Annotated in this window: 15 protein-coding genes; 9 read left to right on the top strand and 6 right to left on the bottom strand. The window is 63.8% G+C overall.

Annotated features, from left to right (window positions below):
- Positions 1 to 124 precede the first annotated feature (124 nt).
- Positions 125 to 1,090, top strand: coding sequence for a YihY/virulence factor BrkB family protein (locus tag BM194_RS00115; protein WP_092842618.1), 966 nt, complete (start codon positions 125 to 127; stop codon positions 1,088 to 1,090).
- Between the two features lie 45 nt (positions 1,091 to 1,135).
- Here the strand turns inward: BM194_RS00115 and BM194_RS00110 are convergent, their stop codons facing one another.
- Positions 1,136 to 2,311: a fumarylacetoacetate hydrolase family protein gene (locus tag BM194_RS00110; protein ID WP_092842617.1), complete on the bottom strand. Its 1,176-nt coding sequence runs from the start codon at positions 2,309 to 2,311 to the stop codon at positions 1,136 to 1,138.
- A gap of 154 nt (positions 2,312 to 2,465) precedes the next feature.
- On the opposite strand from BM194_RS00110, the gene BM194_RS00105 reads away from it, so the two are divergent.
- The 8 genes from BM194_RS00105 to nanR all read left to right on the top strand — a co-directional run bounded on the left by BM194_RS00105 (position 2,466) and on the right by nanR (position 10,415).
- Positions 2,466 to 3,230, top strand: coding sequence for an SDR family NAD(P)-dependent oxidoreductase (locus BM194_RS00105; protein ID WP_092842616.1), 765 nt, complete (start codon positions 2,466 to 2,468; stop codon positions 3,228 to 3,230).
- Positions 3,227 to 4,231, top strand: coding sequence for a 4-hydroxythreonine-4-phosphate dehydrogenase PdxA (gene pdxA, locus BM194_RS00100; protein WP_244890822.1), 1,005 nt, complete (start codon positions 3,227 to 3,229; stop codon positions 4,229 to 4,231). The genes BM194_RS00105 and pdxA overlap by 4 nt, the downstream gene beginning before the upstream one ends.
- Positions 4,224 to 5,384 carry a four-carbon acid sugar kinase family protein gene (locus BM194_RS00095; RefSeq protein WP_177223295.1) on the top strand — a complete coding sequence of 387 codons (1,161 nt, stop codon included), beginning with the start codon at positions 4,224 to 4,226 and terminating at the stop codon, positions 5,382 to 5,384. Before pdxA ends, BM194_RS00095 begins: the two co-directional genes overlap by 8 nt.
- 134 nt (positions 5,385 to 5,518) lie before the next feature.
- Positions 5,519 to 6,517 (top strand): sialic acid TRAP transporter substrate-binding protein SiaP, encoded by a 999-nt coding sequence (locus BM194_RS00090; protein ID WP_092842614.1) that lies wholly within the window; start codon positions 5,519 to 5,521, stop codon positions 6,515 to 6,517.
- 74 nt (positions 6,518 to 6,591) lie between these two features.
- The gene (locus tag BM194_RS00085; protein WP_092842613.1) at positions 6,592 to 7,149 is read left to right on the top strand and encodes a TRAP transporter small permease; all 558 of its coding nucleotides are present in this window, start codon (positions 6,592 to 6,594) and stop codon (positions 7,147 to 7,149) included.
- A gap of 18 nt (positions 7,150 to 7,167) precedes the next feature.
- Complete coding sequence (locus tag BM194_RS00080; protein WP_092842612.1) at positions 7,168 to 8,547, top strand: TRAP transporter large permease; 1,380 nt, start codon at positions 7,168 to 7,170, stop codon at positions 8,545 to 8,547.
- Between the two features lie 15 nt (positions 8,548 to 8,562).
- Positions 8,563 to 9,633 carry an Ldh family oxidoreductase gene (locus tag BM194_RS00075; protein ID WP_092842611.1) on the top strand — a complete coding sequence of 357 codons (1,071 nt, stop codon included), beginning with the start codon at positions 8,563 to 8,565 and terminating at the stop codon, positions 9,631 to 9,633.
- Positions 9,634 to 9,686: 53 nt separating this feature from the next.
- Positions 9,687 to 10,415 carry a transcriptional regulator NanR gene (nanR, locus tag BM194_RS00070; RefSeq protein ID WP_092842610.1) on the top strand — a complete coding sequence of 243 codons (729 nt, stop codon included), beginning with the start codon at positions 9,687 to 9,689 and terminating at the stop codon, positions 10,413 to 10,415.
- A gap of 88 nt (positions 10,416 to 10,503) precedes the next feature.
- Here nanR and BM194_RS00065 read toward each other — a convergent pair whose 3' ends face one another.
- From BM194_RS00065 to araD1, 5 genes are all read right to left on the bottom strand, one after another.
- Positions 10,504 to 12,147 carry a UxaA family hydrolase gene (locus BM194_RS00065; protein WP_092842609.1) on the bottom strand — a complete coding sequence of 548 codons (1,644 nt, stop codon included), beginning with the start codon at positions 12,145 to 12,147 and terminating at the stop codon, positions 10,504 to 10,506.
- A gap of 50 nt (positions 12,148 to 12,197) precedes the next feature.
- Positions 12,198 to 13,043, bottom strand: coding sequence for a fumarylacetoacetate hydrolase family protein (locus BM194_RS00060; protein ID WP_092842608.1), 846 nt, complete (start codon positions 13,041 to 13,043; stop codon positions 12,198 to 12,200).
- Between the two features lie 121 nt (positions 13,044 to 13,164).
- Entirely contained in the window at positions 13,165 to 14,595 is a 1,431-nt protein-coding gene (locus BM194_RS00055) for an FAD-binding oxidoreductase (RefSeq protein ID WP_092842607.1), read from the bottom strand.
- Positions 14,596 to 14,668: 73 nt separating this feature from the next.
- Entirely contained in the window at positions 14,669 to 16,246 is a 1,578-nt protein-coding gene (locus BM194_RS00050; RefSeq protein ID WP_092842606.1) for an aldehyde dehydrogenase (NADP(+)), read from the bottom strand.
- A 64-nt stretch (positions 16,247 to 16,310) separates the two neighbouring features.
- Positions 16,311 to 17,303, bottom strand: a complete 993-nt coding sequence (gene araD1 / locus BM194_RS00045; RefSeq protein ID WP_092842605.1) for an AraD1 family protein — start codon at positions 17,301 to 17,303, stop codon at positions 16,311 to 16,313.
- Between the last annotated feature and the right edge of the window lie 150 nt (positions 17,304 to 17,453).

The raw sequence follows: 17,453 nt of genomic DNA, 5'->3' as shown, positions 1-17,453 counted from the left end.
TCGCGGTTTGTCGTCCGATACCAGGTCTTACATTTAATGACAGTATGGCTTGTCAGACGTCCTACTCTAGGTACAGGAAACGGTGTACAGGAAATTTTTCTTTTCGGCACGGAAGCTCAACGTCATGGCAAAACGACAGCCGACGGCCTCCCACGGTCGTCATGCCCACAAGCCCACCCAGATCCCCAAGCCCGGCTGGAAGTCCGTCCTCAAGCGTAGCAAGGAGGAAATGTCCCGCGATCATGTGTCGATGGTCGCTGCCGGCATCGCCTTCTATGGATTGTTGGCCATCGTACCGGCCATCGTGGCGACGATTTCCCTGTGGGCCTTGATGTTCGATCCTCAGCAGATTACCCAGCAGATTTCCAGCATCAGCCATCTGCTGCCTGAAGAGGCAGCCAACATCATTCGCCAACAGGCCCAGCAGGCCAGTCAGGGGGCAGGAGCGGGCATGAGCCTGGCCGCGATAGGTGGTCTATTGCTCGCAATCTACAGTTCGTCGCGTGGTGTCGCAGGTTTCATGGAAGGGCTGAACATCATCTACGACGAGGAAGAGAGCCGCGGGTTTCTCAAGCAAACGGCGATCAAGCTGGTGCTGACATTCGGCGCCATTGTCATGACCCTCGTGACGCTGGGCGTGATCACGGCGATCCCTGCCATCGTCAATATACTGGGCCTGCCCGATCTCATCGGTACGCTCATCAACCTGGCGCGCTGGCCGCTGTTGATGATCGTCGTCATGCTGGCAATTGCCATCCTTTATCGGTATGGCCCGGATCGCGAACAGCCGCGCTGGCAATGGGTCAGTGTCGGTTCCGCAGCTGCCGTCCTGCTGTGGATATTGGGGTCGATCGCCTTTTCCATCTACGTCCGCAACTTCGCCAGCTACAACGAAACTTATGGGTCGCTGGGTGCCGTGGTGATCCTGCTCATGTGGTTCTGGCTGTCCGCGTTCATCGTGCTCATGGGTGCGGAATTGAACAGCGAAATGGAGCGGCAGACACAACGTGATACCACCACGGGTGGGGAGCGGCCCATGGGCGAGCGCGGTGCCCATGCTGCCGACAGCGTTGCTCGAGAGGATCGCTGACGCAGAGACGGGCCGTGCCTGATGACACGGCCCCGGTCTGTCGTATTACTCGGCAGCCTTGCGCTGCGCCAGGTGGCGGTAGAGCTGACGGATGCCGAAGGTCCACGGTGGCAGCTGGTCGCTGCGATCGACCCGATTGACCAGCGCACCCAGCGCCGGAGTGGCGATGGTCACGGTATCGCCGATGTGATGGGTGAACCCCTGGCCTTCGCCGTCCCGGTCGAGGATCGGCGAGAACATGGTGCCCAGGAACAGCATGAAACCATCCGGATACTGGTGATGGGCGCCGCGGGTCTGGGCCACCAGGTCCAGCGGGTCGCGGCTGATCTGTCGCATGTCGCTGCCATCCTCGAGCAGGAACCCGTCGTCTTCACCGTCGATGCGCAGCGTGACATGCGCCTGACGCACCGTATCGATGGTGAAATGCTCGTCGAACAGGCGAATGAACGGACCCACCGAACACGAGGCGTTGTTGTCCTTCGCCTTGCCCAGCAACAGGGCACTACGCCCCTCGATATCGCGCAAGTTGACGTCATTGCCGAGCGTCGCGCCGCGTGCCTGGCCTTGGCCGTCGACGGCAAGCACGATCTCCGGTTCGGGATTGTTCCACCTGGAGGCGGGGTGCAACCCGACGCGCTGACCGAAGCCGACCGCCGATAACGGCTGCGACTTGGTGAATACCTCGGCATCGGGACCGATGCCCACTTCCATGTACTGCGACCAGCCACCGCGAGCCTGAAGTTCGGCCTTGAGTGTCATGGCTTCGTCCGAACCGGGCTTGATCAACGACAGGTCGGTGCCGATCAGGCCCTGCAGTTCCTGGCGCAGTTCGCTGGCGCGTGTTGCATCGCCGCCGGCCTGTTCCTCGATGACGCGCTCGAGCATCGATACGGCAAACGTCACACCACAGGCCTTGATCGCCTGCACGTCGCAAGGCGCGAGCAGATAGGGCGCCTTGGCCGGTTCGGCCAGCGAGTTCTCGATCAAGGTTTCCACCCGGCCCAGCGACTCGCCATCGGCAGAGGCGACCAGCGTAGCCGCATCCGGATGCTCGAGCAGGTCAGCCATGGTCTCGACATGGCGGGACAGGTCGATGATTTCACCCTGGCGAATGGCGACGATGGCCGGTCCTTCGTAGGGCGCGGCGCGCCACGCCCGGCCGACCAGCAGGGCGCGGTCGAGATCCTCGGGCAGGTAGCGGGAAGCGGACTGCTGTGACATGACATTCTCCGGTTTGGGTGGGGGAGGCAGGGTCAATGCTGACCGTCTGGAACGATCGTCGCAATGACGCCTGGACCAAGGCCTACTATTGTCGTGATGTATGATAGGTATGCCAAGGCCACCTGTCAGCCGTTCATGACAAAAGGAGAACAGCATGTTCGAGGAATTGCGGGGCAAGCGAATCCTGATCACCGGGGCGAGCCGGGGAATCGGTGCCGCGGTTGCGCGCAAGCTGGGCGAATGCGGGGCGCATGTCGGCGTCCATTTTTTTTCCAGCGAGGCACCGGCACGCGAGGTGGCCGAGGCGATCCGCGATGCGGGCGGTCAGGCGTTCCTGATCCAGGGCGATGTCAGCCAGTCGACCAAGGCAGCCGAGGTCGTCGACGAGGCCGTCGCCGCCATGGGCGGGCTGGACGTGCTGATCAACAATGCCGGTGACATGCTTGGCCGCGTAAGCCTCGAGGCCATGGACGACGAGCAATACGACAAGGTCATGAACCTCAACGTGCGTTCGGTCGTCATGGCCAGCCGGGCCGCACTGCCGCATTTTCGTGAGCAGGGGGCGGGCAATATCATCCATACCAGTTCAATCGCCGCGCGCAACGGCGGGGGCGCGGGGGCCGGGCTGTATGCCTCGGCCAAGGGTTTCGTCAGCACGCTGACTCGCTCCATGGCTAAGGAACTCGCGGCGGACAATATTCGTGTCAATGCCGTGGCGCCGGGCACCATTGCCACGGACTTCCATCAGCGCCACTCCAACGACGCCCAACTCGAGGCCGCCCGCGGCACGATTCCCCAAGGGCGCCTGGGCACCGCCGAGGACTGCGTGGGTGCCTATGTGTTCCTGATCAGCGATGAGCTCAGTGCCTACGTGACCGGTCAGGTCATCGAGGTCAACGGCGGGCAGTTGATGCCATGATGAAACAGCCTCCCTTTGCGATTGTCATCACCATGGGCGACCCGGCCGGGATCGGGCCGGAGATCATCTGCCGCGCCCTGGTCGGCATGTCCGACGAAGAGCGTGCCGGTACGCTGCTGGTGGGCGATATCGATACCTTTATCAGGGCGGCAGCCACGATTGATGCCAAGCTGGCCTTTTGCACACTCGATGGACCGGAAACGGCACCGTCCGAGGCCGTCGTCGTCTCCCAGGTCGACAATGCGCTCGGTACCCCGATACCCGATGGCGAGATCAGTGCCGCCGCCGGGGAAATGGCCTTTCGCTGCGTCGAGCGTGCCGTGGCACTGGTCCAGGCCGGGCAGGCCGGTGTGATCGTCACCGCGCCACTCAACAAGGCCGCCCTGCATGCCGCCGAGCGCTATTACGACGGTCATACCGGCATGCTGGCGTCGCTGACCGGGGCGCCGGCATCGTTCATGCTGCTAGCGTCGGAAACGCTGTCGACGATCCATGTGTCGACTCACGTCTCGCTGAAGGAGGCGATCCAGCGGGTCACGGTCGAGCGTATCCAGGCGACCGTCGAGGCAGGGCATGAGCACCTGCGCCAGTTGGGCATGGCCACGCCGCGCATCGCCGTGGCGGGGCTCAATCCGCATTGCGGCGAGGGTGGCATCTTCGGCGACGAGGACGAGCGCATCATTCGCCCGGCCGTGGAGAAGCTGCGAGAGGCGGGCTACGAGGTGCAGGGGCCGATCTCTGCCGACACGGTGTTCTACCGCGCCAGCCGTGGCGAGTTCGACCTGGTGGTGGCGCAGTATCACGACCAGGGGCATATCCCGGTCAAGCTGATCGCCTTTGATACTACCGTCAATGTCAGCCTGGGGCTGCCGATCAAGCGCACTTCGGTGGATCACGGTACGGCCTTCGATATTGCCTGGCAGGGCAGGGCGGATGCCACCAACATGAATGCCGCCATCGCCTATGCCCGGCAACTGGCGAGAGGGCTCGAGCTTGACTGAACTTGCCGTGGCGATCGTCGCCGATGACCTGACCGGGGCGATGGATGCCGCGGCACCCTTCGCCCGTCGCGGTGCGCGGACCAGCGTCGTCATTGCACTGGAGCGTCTCGCTGAGGTCATCGCACAAGGTGATCTGCCCGAGGTACTGGCGGTCAACACCGAATCGCGTCACCTGCCTGCCGATCAAGCCGCGAGGCGGGTCGCCGAAGCCATCGAAAGGCTGCTGCCGCTAGCGCCTCAGATCCTCTTCAAGAAAGTCGATTCGACGCTGCGCGGCAATGTCGTTGCAGAGTGTCTGGCAGCGCGGCGCAGTAGCGGTCGCGGGTTGCTGGTGTGTCCCGCCGTCCCCGCGCAGGGGCGCACGCTGCGTGGCGGTCAGGTCTACGTGCATGGCGAGCCATTGGCGTCATCGGATTACGGCCGGGACGCACGTTCGGCGCCGCCCGCCGAACCGCTGCCGACCCTGTTCGGGCACGAGGGGTTGGCCTTCCCGGTCATACCGGCAGGCACCGTGCCGGATGAGTCAGACGCGATCGTGGATGCCGTGAGTGAAACCGATCTTAAGGCGCTGGCCCAGCGTCTGCTCGAAGAACCATGGCGCTGGCTGGTTGTCGGAGCGGCGGGGCTGACCGAGGCCTTGTCCGACAGCTTGTTTCCAACACCTGCCGAGTCGGTACCCTTGACGCCTCCCATGGATAGCCTGCTGTTCGCCGTCGGATCGCGCTGTGATCAGGCGCGCCGCCAGGTAGATCACCTGTGCGACGCGGTGCCGGGCTTACCGGTCATCCATGCCATGGACGACGACATGGCGCGACCAGACCCGGCGCGACTGCGGTTGATCGTGCCTGAGCGCCAGCCATCGGCACGCTTTACTGCCGAGCAGGTCGCCCAGGGCATGGCGCGTTGCATAGGCGAATTGCTGTTGATGTCGGGACACGCGCCGTTGCTGTTCCTGACCGGCGGCGATACGGCCATGGCCGTCCTGGAGCGCGTGGGCGTCCGACAGATCGTGTTGGCCGGCGAATGGGCGCCCGGCGTGGCCTGGGGCTGGCTCGATGGCGAGCGTGACCGGCCGGTGATGACCAAGGCAGGCGGCTTTGGTGACGATGCGCTTCTGGCGCGCCTTGGGCAGGCATCTACGACCAGAGGATAATAGGCAAGGCATTGCATGCCGGCCCGGCAGTGGCTAGGTTTCCTTATGATGGTATGACACGTATACATTTGGCCATCCGACACCCACCGAGGCAGGAACGATACCTGTCCCCGAATCCGGAAGGAGAACAACAAATGGGTCACAAGCGCGCCAGCTCTACCAAGCTCAATCGCTGGATATCGACCTCGCTGTTATTGGCCGGCGTCAGTGTCGCCACCATGGCCAGTGCAGAGACGCTTCGCTTTGCTCACGTCTACGAAACGTCCGAGCCCTACCACAAGTGGGCCCTGTGGGCGGCCGACGAAATCGAGAAGCGCACCGACGGCCGTTATACCGTCGAGGTGCATCCCGCTTCGTCGCTGGGCAAGGAAGCCGACATCAACGAGGGCCTCTCCCTGGGGACCGTCGACCTGATCTATACCGGTAACCAGTTCGCCGGACGTTCCTACGGGCCGATCGGCATTGCCGGGGCGCCCTACATGTTCCGCGACTTCGACCACTGGAAGACCTATGCCGAGAGCGACTTGTTCAAGGAGATCGCCCAGGGGTACCAGGACGCCACCGGTAACGTGCCGCTGGCCATGAACTACTACGGCAAGCGCCATACCACGTCCAACAAGGAGATCAGTACGCCGGAGGACATGCAGGGCCTGAAGATTCGCGTGCCCAACGCGCCCATGTACATGATGTTCCCCGAGGCGGTCGGCGCCAACCCGACGCCCATTGCCTTCTCCGAGGTCTACCTGGCCCTGCAGCAGGGGGTGGTGGATGCCCAGGAGAACCCGCTGCCGACCATCCAGGCCAAGAAGTTCTACGAGGTGCAGGATTACATCAACCTCACCGGGCACATCACCGACTCGCTGATCACCATCGCTGGTGGGCCGCTGTGGAACCGCCTGTCCGACGAGGACAAGGAGGTCTTCCGTAACGTCTACACCGAGGCCGGCGAGAAGATCACCAACGATATCGTCCAGTCCGAGGAAGACCTGGTGGCCTGGTTCGAGGACCAGGGCGTGACCGTCAACAAGGTGGACACCGAGCCGTTCCGCGAAGCGGTCATTCCCTATCACAACGGCGACGCCGCCACCTGGGACAAGGAAACCTACGATCGCCTGCAGGCGCTCGGCCAGTAATCGTCAGCCTGTCGATTCCACGCCAACCACTCCGCTACCCACCCGCTTCGGGTGGGTAGCGAGGAGAGACGATCATGACGAAAGAACGCCTGGCTCACGACAGTGAGGCGCTCGAGGCGCTGGCCGAGATCGGCAACGAGGAGTTCGATCCTCGCAATTATCGTTTCGAGGACTATGTCACGCTGGTCATCTTCTGGCTGCTGGCCCTCGATGTCTTCCTGCAATTCTTCAGCCGTTACGTGTTGGGCGATTCGATCGCCTGGACGGAGGAAATGGCACGTTACCTGCTGATCCTGGTGTGTTTCATTGGTGGCGCGATGGCCGTGCGCAAGAACTCGCACATCATGGTCGAGTTCTTCTACCGCTACATGCCGCCGGTCATGGGCAGGTTGCTGTCGACCCTGGTCGATATTGCCCGGGTCGTGTTCTTTGCCGCCGCTGCCTGGATCACCTACGGGCTCGCCGGACGCACGCATTCGATGATGGTCTCGGTGGATATTCCCAAGAGCTATCTCTACTACGCGGTCATGGCGGGATTCCTGCTGATGCTGCTGCGCGCCGTACAGGTCGCGATCCGGCATTGGCGCGAGGGGACCAGCGAACTGCTGGCGACCGATGACGACGACCAATAACCCAAGCGAGAGTGTGCCATGCCCAATACCATGACCCTCAGTCCCGGGCGCATGATCGTACCGCCGGTCGTCGCCGCCCTGGCTGTCCTGTTCTGCGTGTTCCTGGCCTTCCAGGGACACTACATGTCGTTTCTGTTCGCTTCGCTGTTCACCATGCTGGTGATGGGAGTCCCCATTGCCATCTGCCTGGCGGGCTCCTGCCTGATCTATGTCTATCTCAGCGGTCAGGTGCCGGATATCGTCGTCGCGCATCGCATGATCAATGGTGTCGACAGCTTCCCGTTGCTGGCGATCCCGTTCTTCATCCTGGCCGGCAACCTGATGAACAACGGCGGCATCACCACGCGTATCTTCGACTTCGCGCTGGCGCTGATGGGCTGGATGCGGGGTGGCCTCGGCCACGTCAACGTCGGGGCCAGCATCGTCTTCTCCGGCATGTCCGGCGCGGCGGTGGCCGATGCCGGCGGTCTGGGCACCATCGAGATCAAGGCCATGCGCGATGCCGGCTACGACCAGGAATTCGCCGTCGGCATTACCGCTGCCTCGTCGACCATCGGACCGATCATTCCACCCAGCCTGCCCATGGTCATCTACGGCGTCATGGCCGGAGCCTCGGTCGGTCAGCTGTTCGTGGCCGGACTGGTGCCGGGACTGCTGATGGGTGTCGTGCTGATGATCATGATCGCCATCCTGGCCCGCCGGCGCGGCTACAAGCGTGACGCCGAGTTTTCCCTCAAGACGCTACGCGTGACTTTTGCACGGGCGTTCCTGTCGCTGATGACGCCGATCATCATCGTGGGTGGCATCATTACCGGTATGTTTACCCCCACGGAAGCGGCCATCGCCGCCGTCGTCTATGCGCTGTTCCTGGGCACCGTGGTCTATCGCACGCTGACCTGGCGCCGTCTGATGCAGGTCAGCATGGAGACCATCGAGACCACCGCGATCATCCTGCTGATCGTTGCCGGGGCCTCGATCTTCGCCTGGATACTGACCAGCAACCAGGTCACGCAGCACGTCATGACGCTGTTCGGACCCTTCGCCGATAACCCATGGATGGTGCTGCTGCTAATCAACCTGGTGCTGATCCTGGTGGGCTGCTTCATGGAGACCATCGCCGCGATCACCATCCTGGTGCCGGTGCTTCTGCCGGTGGCGGTGAATGCGGGCGTCGATCCGGTCCACTTCGGCGTGATCATGGTCCTCAACCTGATGATCGGCCTGCTGACCCCACCGGTGGGCATGGTGATCTATGTACTGTCGCGGGTCTCGAATATCCCGTTCGAGCGTTGCATGCGCGGGACGCTGCCGTTCCTGGTTCCGTTGGTGCTGGCCCTGCTGATGGTGACCTTCATCCCCGCCCTGTCCATGTGGCTGCCCGAACTGATCTATCGCTGAGGAGACCTGGATTCCATGTCGGAACATATTGCGGCGTGTATTGCCGTTGGCGAACTGGAAGATTTCATTCACCGTGTGCTGTTGCGCTGCGGTACCGACGAAGCCTCGGCGGACGCCGTCACCCGGGCCTTGGTAACGGCGTCGCGCATGGGAACGGACAGCCACGGACTGCGGCTATTGCCGCATTACGTACAGGCATTGAAAGGGGGGCGGATCAACGGGCGGCCGACACTCGCCTTCACCCAACGTCTGGCGGCTACGGGCTACCTGGATGCGGATGACGGCTTCGGCCACCTGGCCGGTTATCGGGCCATCGAGCATGCCATCGACATGGCCGAGACGGCGGGTATCGGTGCGGTGGCCGTAGGCAATTCCTCGCACTTCGGCGCGGCCGGCTGCTATGCGCTGGCCGCGGCGCGGCGGGGTTATATCGGCCTGTCGCTGTGCAACGCCGATGCGCTGGTCAGCCTGCATCAGGGGCAGACGCCGTTTCATGGCACCAACCCCATCGCCTTTGCGGCGCCAGTGCCGGACAGTCCGCCCTACCTGCTCGACATGGCCACCAGCTCGATCCCCTGGAACCGGGTCAAGCAGTATCGCGCCATCGACAGGACATTGCCTCCCAACGTGGTGGTCGATGCCCATGGCGAACTGACCACCGATCCGCAACAGGCGGCGTCGCTGCTACCGTTGGGCGGGGCCGATTTCGGCTTCAAGGGTGCCGGGCTGGCGGGCATGGTCGAAGTGCTCAGTGCCACGCTTACGGGGATGATTCACGGGTTTCGCATGCTGCCGATGACCGGCGAGGACATGTCGACGCCACGCGGGGTAGGGCATTTCTTCCTGGTCATGCACCCGGGCGCGTTCAGTGACCGTGAAACGTACGAGCGTTCCATGCAGGTCTACCTCGAGGACCTGCGTGCCCAGCCCGCACTGGAAGGCAGGCAGGTGCTGGCCCCGGGAGACCGGGAGTGGCGCTGCCAGGCCCGGCGCGATGCCGAGGGGATTCCGCTGGACACGGCCAATCTGGCCGCGTACCGGCAATTGGCGGAAACGCTCGAGTTGGCACCGCCGATGCTGGTATAGGTCGCATGCAGTACCATAGGCGGCAGTTTGGGTTTGGCGAGGAGTCGCAGCGAATGACGAGATACAAGGTGGAGCGCAAGACGCTCTCCGAACAGGTAGCCGAGCAACTCGAGAAGGACATTCTCGAAGGGCGTCTCAAGGAAGACGACCAGTTGCCCGCCGAACGTGAACTGATGGAGCAGTTCGGCGTGGGGCGTCCGGCGGTTCGCGAAGCGTTGTTCTACCTGCAGCGCCTCGGGCTGATCGCCATCAACAGCGGTACCCGCGCACGTGTCATCCGGCCCACCGCCGAGGCGGTAATGGCGCGTCTGTCGGGCGTGACCCGACAACTGCTCGCCAAGTCGGAAGGGCAGCAGTATTTCCAGGAAGCCCGGGCCATGTTCGAGATCTCGTTGGCCCGCTATGCTGCCACCAATGCCTCTCCCGAGGATATCGACAACCTGCATCAGGCGCTCGAGGAGAATCGCCAGTCGCTGGGTGACGAGGCGCGTTTCAAGCGCAGCGACAATGACTTCCATGGGGTGCTGGCGTCGATTGCCCGCAACCCGATCTTCAATGCCGTGCACGAGGCGCTCTCGGAGTGGCTCGATGATCGCCGGGCCCAGGTGCTCCAGCGCGACGGCGAGGACCATGCTGCCATGCAGGCGCATATCGAGATCGTCGATGCCATTGCCTCGGGCGATCCGGATGCCGCCGAAGCGGCGATGCGTCGCCATCTCGACCGGCACTACGGGACCTATCGCCAACTCAAGGAGCGCTTGTCCGACGAATCGCCGAGTTAAACGGTGCTACCTTGATCAAAAGAAAAGAGAGGGCGTCTTCTGGACGCTCTCTCTGCTTTTGCGCGGTATATCGCTTGCTTAAAGCGAATTACAGCGACACGCCGCGCTTCCACGGAATGAAATCGTACTGGGCCAGTTGTACCGCCTTGGGCCGATAGCGCCCCGAGGCGGTATCGATGCATAGCTGCAGCAACTCATCGGCCAACTCGGCGATCTGTGCCTCGCCACGGATGATTGGACCGGCATCGAAGTCGATGATGTCCGGCAGGCGCTGGGCCATCTCGCTGTTGCTGGAGACTTTCAGCACGGGAGCGACGGGATTGCCGGTGGGCGTGCCGAGCCCGGTAGTGAAGATCACCAGATTGGCGCCGGAGCCGACCAGGGCGGTCGTGGATTCCACGTCGTTGCCCGGTGTGCACAGCAGGTTGAGACCCTTGCGCACGGTGGGCTCGGTGTAGTCGAGCACGTCGACGACCGGACTGTCGCCACCTTTCTTGGCGGCACCGGCGGATTTCATGGCGTCGGTGATCAGGCCATCGCGAATGTTGCCCGGCGAGGGATTCATGGAGAAATGGGCGCCGACGGCGGCGGCATGCGCCTGGTAGGCGTCCATCAACGAGCGGAAGCGCTCGGCGACCTGCTCGTCACGGCAGCGTGAGACCAGCTCGTGCTCGACGCCGCACAGTTCGGGAAACTCGCTGAGGATGCCGCTGCCGCCTAGTGTCACCAGGCGGTCGATGGCAGCACCGACCGTCGGATTGGCGGACAGGCCCGAAAAGCCGTCGGAGCCCCCGCACTCCACCCCGATCGTCAGTTCCGCCAAGGGTGCCGGCTGGCGCGTGACCCGGTTGGCTTCCTTTAGGCCATCGAAGATGGTCGTCAGCGCTTCGCGGATCAGGGTGTCCTCGCTGCGTGACGCCTGCTGCTCGAAGTAATGCACTGGGCGCAGCCCCTCGGGATCGCGCTCGGCCATGGCCTGCTTGAGCATGTCGATCTGGGCTTTCTGGCAGCCCAGGCTGAGCACGGTCGCGCCGGCCACGTTAGGGTGGCATATATAGCCGGCTAGCAGCCGGCACAATGCCAGGGCATCGTCGTCGGTGCCGCCGCAACCCAGCGTGTGGGTCAAAAAGCGCACACCGTCGACGTTGGGAAACAGACGTTCATCGTTTGGCTGCTCTGCAGGCGAATCGCTTGCCTGGCCATGCAGCATCTCACGCGCCATGCGCTTGTAATCGCGATAGGGGTCCTCGCCGAGCGCATCGGCGACGCACTGGCGCAGCACCTCGATATTGCGGTTCTCGCAGAACACCAGCGGCACCACGACCCAGACATTGGCGGTGCCGACCCGGCCATCGGGACGGTGATAGCCCTCGAAAGTGATGCCCTGAAAGCGGCTGACATCCGGCGCGTTCCAGTGTTCGCGACGGGCCTGGGCCTGATCGCTATCGGTGGAATGCTCGACATTGCCGGTAGTGATGGCCCCGCCCTCGGCGATGGGATGAGTGACCCGGCCGACGGTGACACCGTACATGATCACCAGGTCGCCCTCGGCCAACGGCTGCAGGGCGAACTTGTGCTTGTGACGAATGGCCTCGGTCAGGCGCACGGTACGGCCGTTGTCCTCGATCTCGCTCCCGGCGGGAAGGTCCTTGAGCGCGACGTGAACGTTATCGGCGGCATGCACGCGCAGGCTGGGGCGCTGGAAGGTATCGCTGGCGATGGTCTGGCTCATGCTGGCTCCCTGCCGGCTTGCCCGGTATGACGGGCAGGCCGGCTCATGGTTCACTCGTCGGCGACGACGCGTTGACGCTGCTCGCCGAGGCCGTCGATGCCCAGGCGCATCTGCTGCCCCGGCTTGAGGTAGACCGGCGGTTGCTGGCCCATGCCCACGCCCGGGGGCGTGCCGGTGGAGATCACGTCGCCGGGCTGCAGGCTCATGAAGCGGCTCAGGTAGCTGATCAGGAACGGTACCTGATAGACCATCGTGCGCGTGGTGCCATCCTGGTAGCGCTTGCCGTCCACCTCGAGCCACATGCCCAGGTCGTGGGGGTCGGCAACCTCGTCGGGCGTCACCAGCCACGGGCCCAGTGGGCCGAAGGTATCGCAGCCCTTGCCCTTGTCCCAGCTGCCGCAGCGTTCGAGCTGGAATTCACGCTCCGACACATCGTTGACCACACAAAATCCGGCGACATGATCCATGGCATCGGCTTCGTCGATATAGCGCCCGGCCTTGCCGATCACCACACCGAGTTCGACCTCCCAGTCGGTCTTTTGCGAATCGCGAGGAATCTTCACGTCATCGTTGGGACCGCAGATGGCGCTGGTCCACTTGTTGAAGATCACTGGTTCGCTGGGCACCTCGGCGCCAGTTTCCGCGGCATGGTCGGAATAGTTGAGCCCGATACAGATGAACTTGCCGACATGGCCGACACAGGGCCCGATGCGTGTATCGCCATCGATCTCGGGAAGCTCGTCGGTCGCGATGGCTGCCAGGGACTTCAACTGGCTTGCATTGAGGTGGTTCCCCACCAGGTCGTCGATATGGCCCGACAGGTCGCGATACTTGCCTTCCCGGTCCAGCAGGGCGGGCTTTTCCTGACCCGGTGGGCCGACGCGCAGCAGTTTCATGTCAGCGAATTCCTTCTGGTTCAGTGAGCAGAGCTCACAGTTGTTATTGATGGTTGATTGTATGACAGGATGCTAGCTCCAGTGTAGTGATGAGCAGGCGCATTGCCAGTACCACCATTGGCTAAGAGGCGGAAGGGTCGGCAAGGATACGACCCATGCCCATCAACTGATCGGGATCGAAGAGCTGCTTGAGTCCTGTCAGTAGCTCCCGTTCCACGTCGCTGGTACGGGCAAGGTAGGCGGCCTGCTTGACGCGGCCGATGCCGTGCTCGGCGCTGATGCTGCCGTCGAAGCGGTCGACCACATCGAACAACAGCAACTCGATGTCATGCAGCAAGTTCGTCGTTTCTTCCTTGGCCAGCGTCGCCGGGGGCAGGACATTGAAGTGCAGGTTGCCGTCGCCGACATGGCCGTAGGCAATGATCGTTGCGTCGGGTGAATGCGTGCCGACGGCCTGGGTGGCCGCCTCGGCGAAGTCGGCCAGCGCCGAGATGGGGACCGATATATCGGTGCGCAGGTGTTCGCCGCGCTGTTGCTGGCCTTCCAGCATGCTTTCGCGAAATTGCCAGAGTCTCTGGGACTGGCTCATGCTGGCCGCCAGCACACCATCGAGCACCAGGCCATCCTCCATGCCCTGGGTCAGCAGTGCTTCGATCATTTCGCCGAGATCCACTGGGCCGGTGGCGGCCAGATCGAGCAGCACATAGTGAGGGTAGGCGGCATCCAGCGGGTCGCTGAGCTGGGGGGCTGCCTTCAGGGCCAGCTCGATGCATTCGCGGGGAATCAGTTCGAACGCCGAGAGCAGGTCGCTGCATTGGCGCCGGGCCAGCGCATAGAGCTGCATCGCGGCCTTGACCGAGGGGACGGCGAGCAGGGCGGTCTGCGATTTCTCGGGACGGGGCGACAGCTTGAGCACTGCACCGGTCACGATGCCCAGCGTGCCCTCGCTGCCGATGAACAACTGCGCCAGGCTGTAACCGCGGTTGTCCTTGTGCAGGGCGCGCATGCCATCCCAGATACGCCCATCGGGCAACACGACTTCCAGGCCCATCACCAGTTGGCGCATCATGCCGTAGCGCAGCACATTGAGCCCCCCGGCGTTGGTGGCGATATTGCCACCGATCTGGCAACTGCCCTGCGCGCCCAACGAGAGCGGGAAATAGCAATCCTCGGCCTCGGCGGCGCGCTTGACGTTTTCCAGTATGCAGCCGGCATCGACGGTAATGCTGAAATTGAGCGGGTCGATACGGCGGATGCGATCCATCCGCTCCAGACTGATGACCAGTTCGGCATGTTCAGGGTCGGGCATGGCGCCGCGCACCAGCCCGGTATGGCCGCCTTGGGGCACCATGCGCACGCCGTGCTCACGGCACAGCTTGACGGTGTCCGCGACCTGTGCGGTGGAACTGGGACGGGCCACAGCCAGCGGCATGCCCAGCCGGTCGCCGGCCCAGTCCTGAACGTAGCGCTCATGATCGGCTGGATCATTCAGCACGCCTTCGCAGCCGAGCAGGGCGGTCAGGGCATCCAGAAAAGGGGTGTATTCGTCCATGGGTGTCTCCTGACGAAAAAGCCGACATGGGTTGCCCCATGTCGGCTCGGTCTTTACTTGGCGGTGCGGTCGATCAGCTCTCGCGCTGACCGTCGTCCAGCCGCTTGAGGCCCAGCGGGTTGCTCTCCTTGAGCGCCTCGGGCAGCAGCCCCTCCGGCATCGCCTGGTAGCATACCGGGCGCAGGAAGCGGAAGATCGCTGCGCTGCCCACCGAGGTGGTGCGGCTGTCGGACGTCGCTGGGTACGGCCCGCCGTGGACCATGGCATGGCATACCTCGACCCCGGTCGGCCAGCCGTTGACCAGCACGCGACCCGCCTTGCGCTCCAGCGTCGGCAGCAGTGCCCGCGCCGCGTCGAGATCGGCGTCGTCCATCTGCAGCGTGACGGTGAGCTGGCCTTCGAGGTGCTCGGCGACCTGCTTCACTTCCGCGGCGTCGGCACACTCGATGACCAGCGAGGTGGAGCCGAAGACTTCTTCCTGCAGCGCCTCGTCGGCCAGGAAGTCGGCCGCAGCGGTCACGAACAGGCCGGACTGGCACTGGTTGGGTGTCTCGCCGACCTGGCCACGTGCCACTTCCCGGACCTTGTCGTGGCTGGAAAGCCGGCCCACGCCCTGCTGGTAGGCATCAAAGATGCCCGGCGTGAGCATGGTCTGCGATGCGCTGCCCTTGAGTACCTCGCCGGCCTTGGCGACGAAGGCGTCCAGCGCCTCGCCCTTCTCGGCGATTACCAGGCCCGGGTTGGTGCAGAACTGGCCAGCGCCCATGTTGAGCGAGGCCACGAAGCCCTCGGCCATGGCCTCGCCACGTGCCTTGAGCGCGGCCGGCAGCGGGAACACCGGGTTGATCGAGCTCATCTCGGCATAGACCGGGATCGGCTCCTTGCGCTGCTGGGCGATCTTCATCAGCGCGGTACCGCCACTGCGCGAGCCGGTGAAGCCCACCGCCTTGATGCGCTGGTCGGCGACCAGCCCGGCACCGACTTCACGACCGGAGCCGAACAGCACCGAGAACACGCCTTCCGGCAGGCCGCATTTGGCGACTGCTTTCTGCACCGCGCGGCCTACCAGTTCGGAGGTGCCGGGGTGGGCGGAGTGCGCCTTGACGATCACCGGGCAGCCCGCGGCGAGTGCCGAGGCGGTATCGCCACCGGCCACGGAGAAGGCCAGCGGGAAGTTGCTGGCGCCGAACACCGCCACCGGACCCAGCGCGATGTGGCGCTGGCGCAGATCGGCGCGCGGCATTGGCTGGCGGTCGGGCATCGCCGGGTCGACGCGCACGTCGAGCCATTCGCCGGCGCGCACCACCTTGGCGAACAGGCGCAGCTGGCCGCAGGTACGCCCGCGCTCGCCCTCGATACGCGCCTGGGGCAGGCCGGTCTCGGCCACGGCACGCTGGATCAGGTCATCGCCGATGGCCTCGATCTCGCTGGCCACGGTTTCTAGAAACACCGCACGGTCCTCGAGCGAGGTCTCGCGGTAGGCGTCGAAAGCGTCCCAGGCGAGCTGCGCGGCCTTGTCGACTTCGGCGGCGCTGCCGCCGGCGTAGGCCGGGTCGAGCTGCTCGCCGGTGGCCGGGTTGACGGCGTGGATGGCGCTGCTGTTGCCGGCGACGGCCTGCTGGCCGATGAGTGATTTGCCTTCCAGGGTCATGAATGCCTCCTTGGGTTCAGCACTGTCTGAAGTTCCAGCAGTGTCTGAGTGCGTAATGCATGAGTTACAGGGCCTTGATCGCGACGGGCGTTTCCGTTGAGCTAAAGCGTAGCGGGTTACGCAGAGGACGACCGAAGGCCGGCAGGTCGACCTCGAAACGGTCGCCATCCTGGGTCCGGATGTTGTCGGCGAAACTCAGGGTGGCGGTGCCGAAGTAGTGCACGTGCACATCGCCTGGGCGACGAAAATTCAGATACTTGAAGTGGTGGTATTCCAGGTTGGCGAGGCTGTGCGCCATGTTGGCCTCACCGGTCAGAAACGGCTTTTCCCAAAGCACCTGGCCGTCACGCACGATGCGACTGGTGCCTTCGAGATGCTCGGGCAGTTCGCCGACCAGCAGTTCCGGCCCGTAGCTGCAGGCGCGCAGCTTGGAGTGCGCCAGCCACAGGTAGTTATGGCGCTCGGTAATGTGGTCGGAAAACTCGTTGCCGACGGCGTAGCCGACACGCCAGGGCTGGCCGTCGTCACCCACCACATAAAGTCCGGCCAGCTCGGGTTCCTCGCCGGCATCTTCGGCAAAGCCAGGCACGGGCAGGGCGGCCTCGGGATCGACGACGATACTACCGTCACCCTTGTAGAACCATTCCGGCTGGGCGCCGGGCTGGCCGTCCTGTGGCTTGCCGCCGTCCACACCCATCTTGAACATGCGCATGGAGTCGGTCAACTCGCTCTCGGCGGCCTGGGCCTTGGCATGCATGGCCGAGCGAGTATCGGCGCTGCCCAGGTGGGTCAGGCCGGTGCCGCTGATCAGGCAGTGCGCCGGGTCGGGGTGGGTCAACGGTGCGCGCAGACGCTGCTGTTCGATCAGCTCGGCATAATCGAGACGGGTATCGGACAGTTCCGATTCGACGAGATCGGACAGCGAACGTTTCTCGGCGATGGCGCGCTTGGCCAGGCCATACACGCCTTCGTCGGCGTTGACCAGGCGTACCTGCTCGGGACTCTCGACCACGGCAACCCGTAGGCGGCCTTCGTGTTCACATTGGATCAGTCGCATGGCGACCTCCGTAGGTTCGAATGGGTTTTATACGAGCCACATGGCCAGGTTGGGCCAGAACAGCAGCGCAAACAGCACGCACAACTGGATGGCGATGAACGGCAGCAGCGACACGAAGATGTCCTTGAGGCTGATCTCCGGCGGCGCCAC

This window comes from Modicisalibacter xianhensis, from assembly GCF_900113605.1.
Classification (GTDB): domain Bacteria; phylum Pseudomonadota; class Gammaproteobacteria; order Pseudomonadales; family Halomonadaceae; genus Modicisalibacter; species Modicisalibacter xianhensis.
The sequence above is the reverse complement of the archived record's forward strand: the minus strand, read 5'-3'. Positions and strand labels throughout refer to the sequence as shown.

Excerpts from the sequence above, each read along its gene's own strand:
- BM194_RS00115 (WP_092842618.1), top strand. The coding sequence starts at position 125 with ATGGCAAAACGACAGCCGACGGCCTCCCACGGTCGTCATGCCCACAAG.
- BM194_RS00110 (WP_092842617.1), bottom strand. The coding sequence starts at position 2,311 with ATGTCACAGCAGTCCGCTTCCCGCTACCTGCCCGAGGATCTCGACCGC.
- BM194_RS00105 (WP_092842616.1), top strand. The coding sequence starts at position 2,466 with ATGTTCGAGGAATTGCGGGGCAAGCGAATCCTGATCACCGGGGCGAGC.
- pdxA (WP_244890822.1), top strand. The coding sequence starts at position 3,227 with ATGATGAAACAGCCTCCCTTTGCGATTGTCATCACCATGGGCGACCCG.
- BM194_RS00090 (WP_092842614.1), top strand. The coding sequence starts at position 5,519 with ATGGGTCACAAGCGCGCCAGCTCTACCAAGCTCAATCGCTGGATATCG.
- BM194_RS00085 (WP_092842613.1), top strand. The coding sequence starts at position 6,592 with ATGACGAAAGAACGCCTGGCTCACGACAGTGAGGCGCTCGAGGCGCTG.
- BM194_RS00080 (WP_092842612.1), top strand. The coding sequence starts at position 7,168 with ATGCCCAATACCATGACCCTCAGTCCCGGGCGCATGATCGTACCGCCG.
- BM194_RS00075 (WP_092842611.1), top strand. The coding sequence starts at position 8,563 with ATGTCGGAACATATTGCGGCGTGTATTGCCGTTGGCGAACTGGAAGAT.
- nanR (WP_092842610.1), top strand. The coding sequence starts at position 9,687 with ATGACGAGATACAAGGTGGAGCGCAAGACGCTCTCCGAACAGGTAGCC.
- BM194_RS00065 (WP_092842609.1), bottom strand. The coding sequence starts at position 12,147 with ATGAGCCAGACCATCGCCAGCGATACCTTCCAGCGCCCCAGCCTGCGC.
- BM194_RS00060 (WP_092842608.1), bottom strand. The coding sequence starts at position 13,043 with ATGAAACTGCTGCGCGTCGGCCCACCGGGTCAGGAAAAGCCCGCCCTG.
- BM194_RS00055 (WP_092842607.1), bottom strand. The coding sequence starts at position 14,595 with ATGGACGAATACACCCCTTTTCTGGATGCCCTGACCGCCCTGCTCGGC.
- BM194_RS00050 (WP_092842606.1), bottom strand. The coding sequence starts at position 16,246 with ATGACCCTGGAAGGCAAATCACTCATCGGCCAGCAGGCCGTCGCCGGC.
- araD1 (WP_092842605.1), bottom strand. The coding sequence starts at position 17,303 with ATGCGACTGATCCAATGTGAACACGAAGGCCGCCTACGGGTTGCCGTG.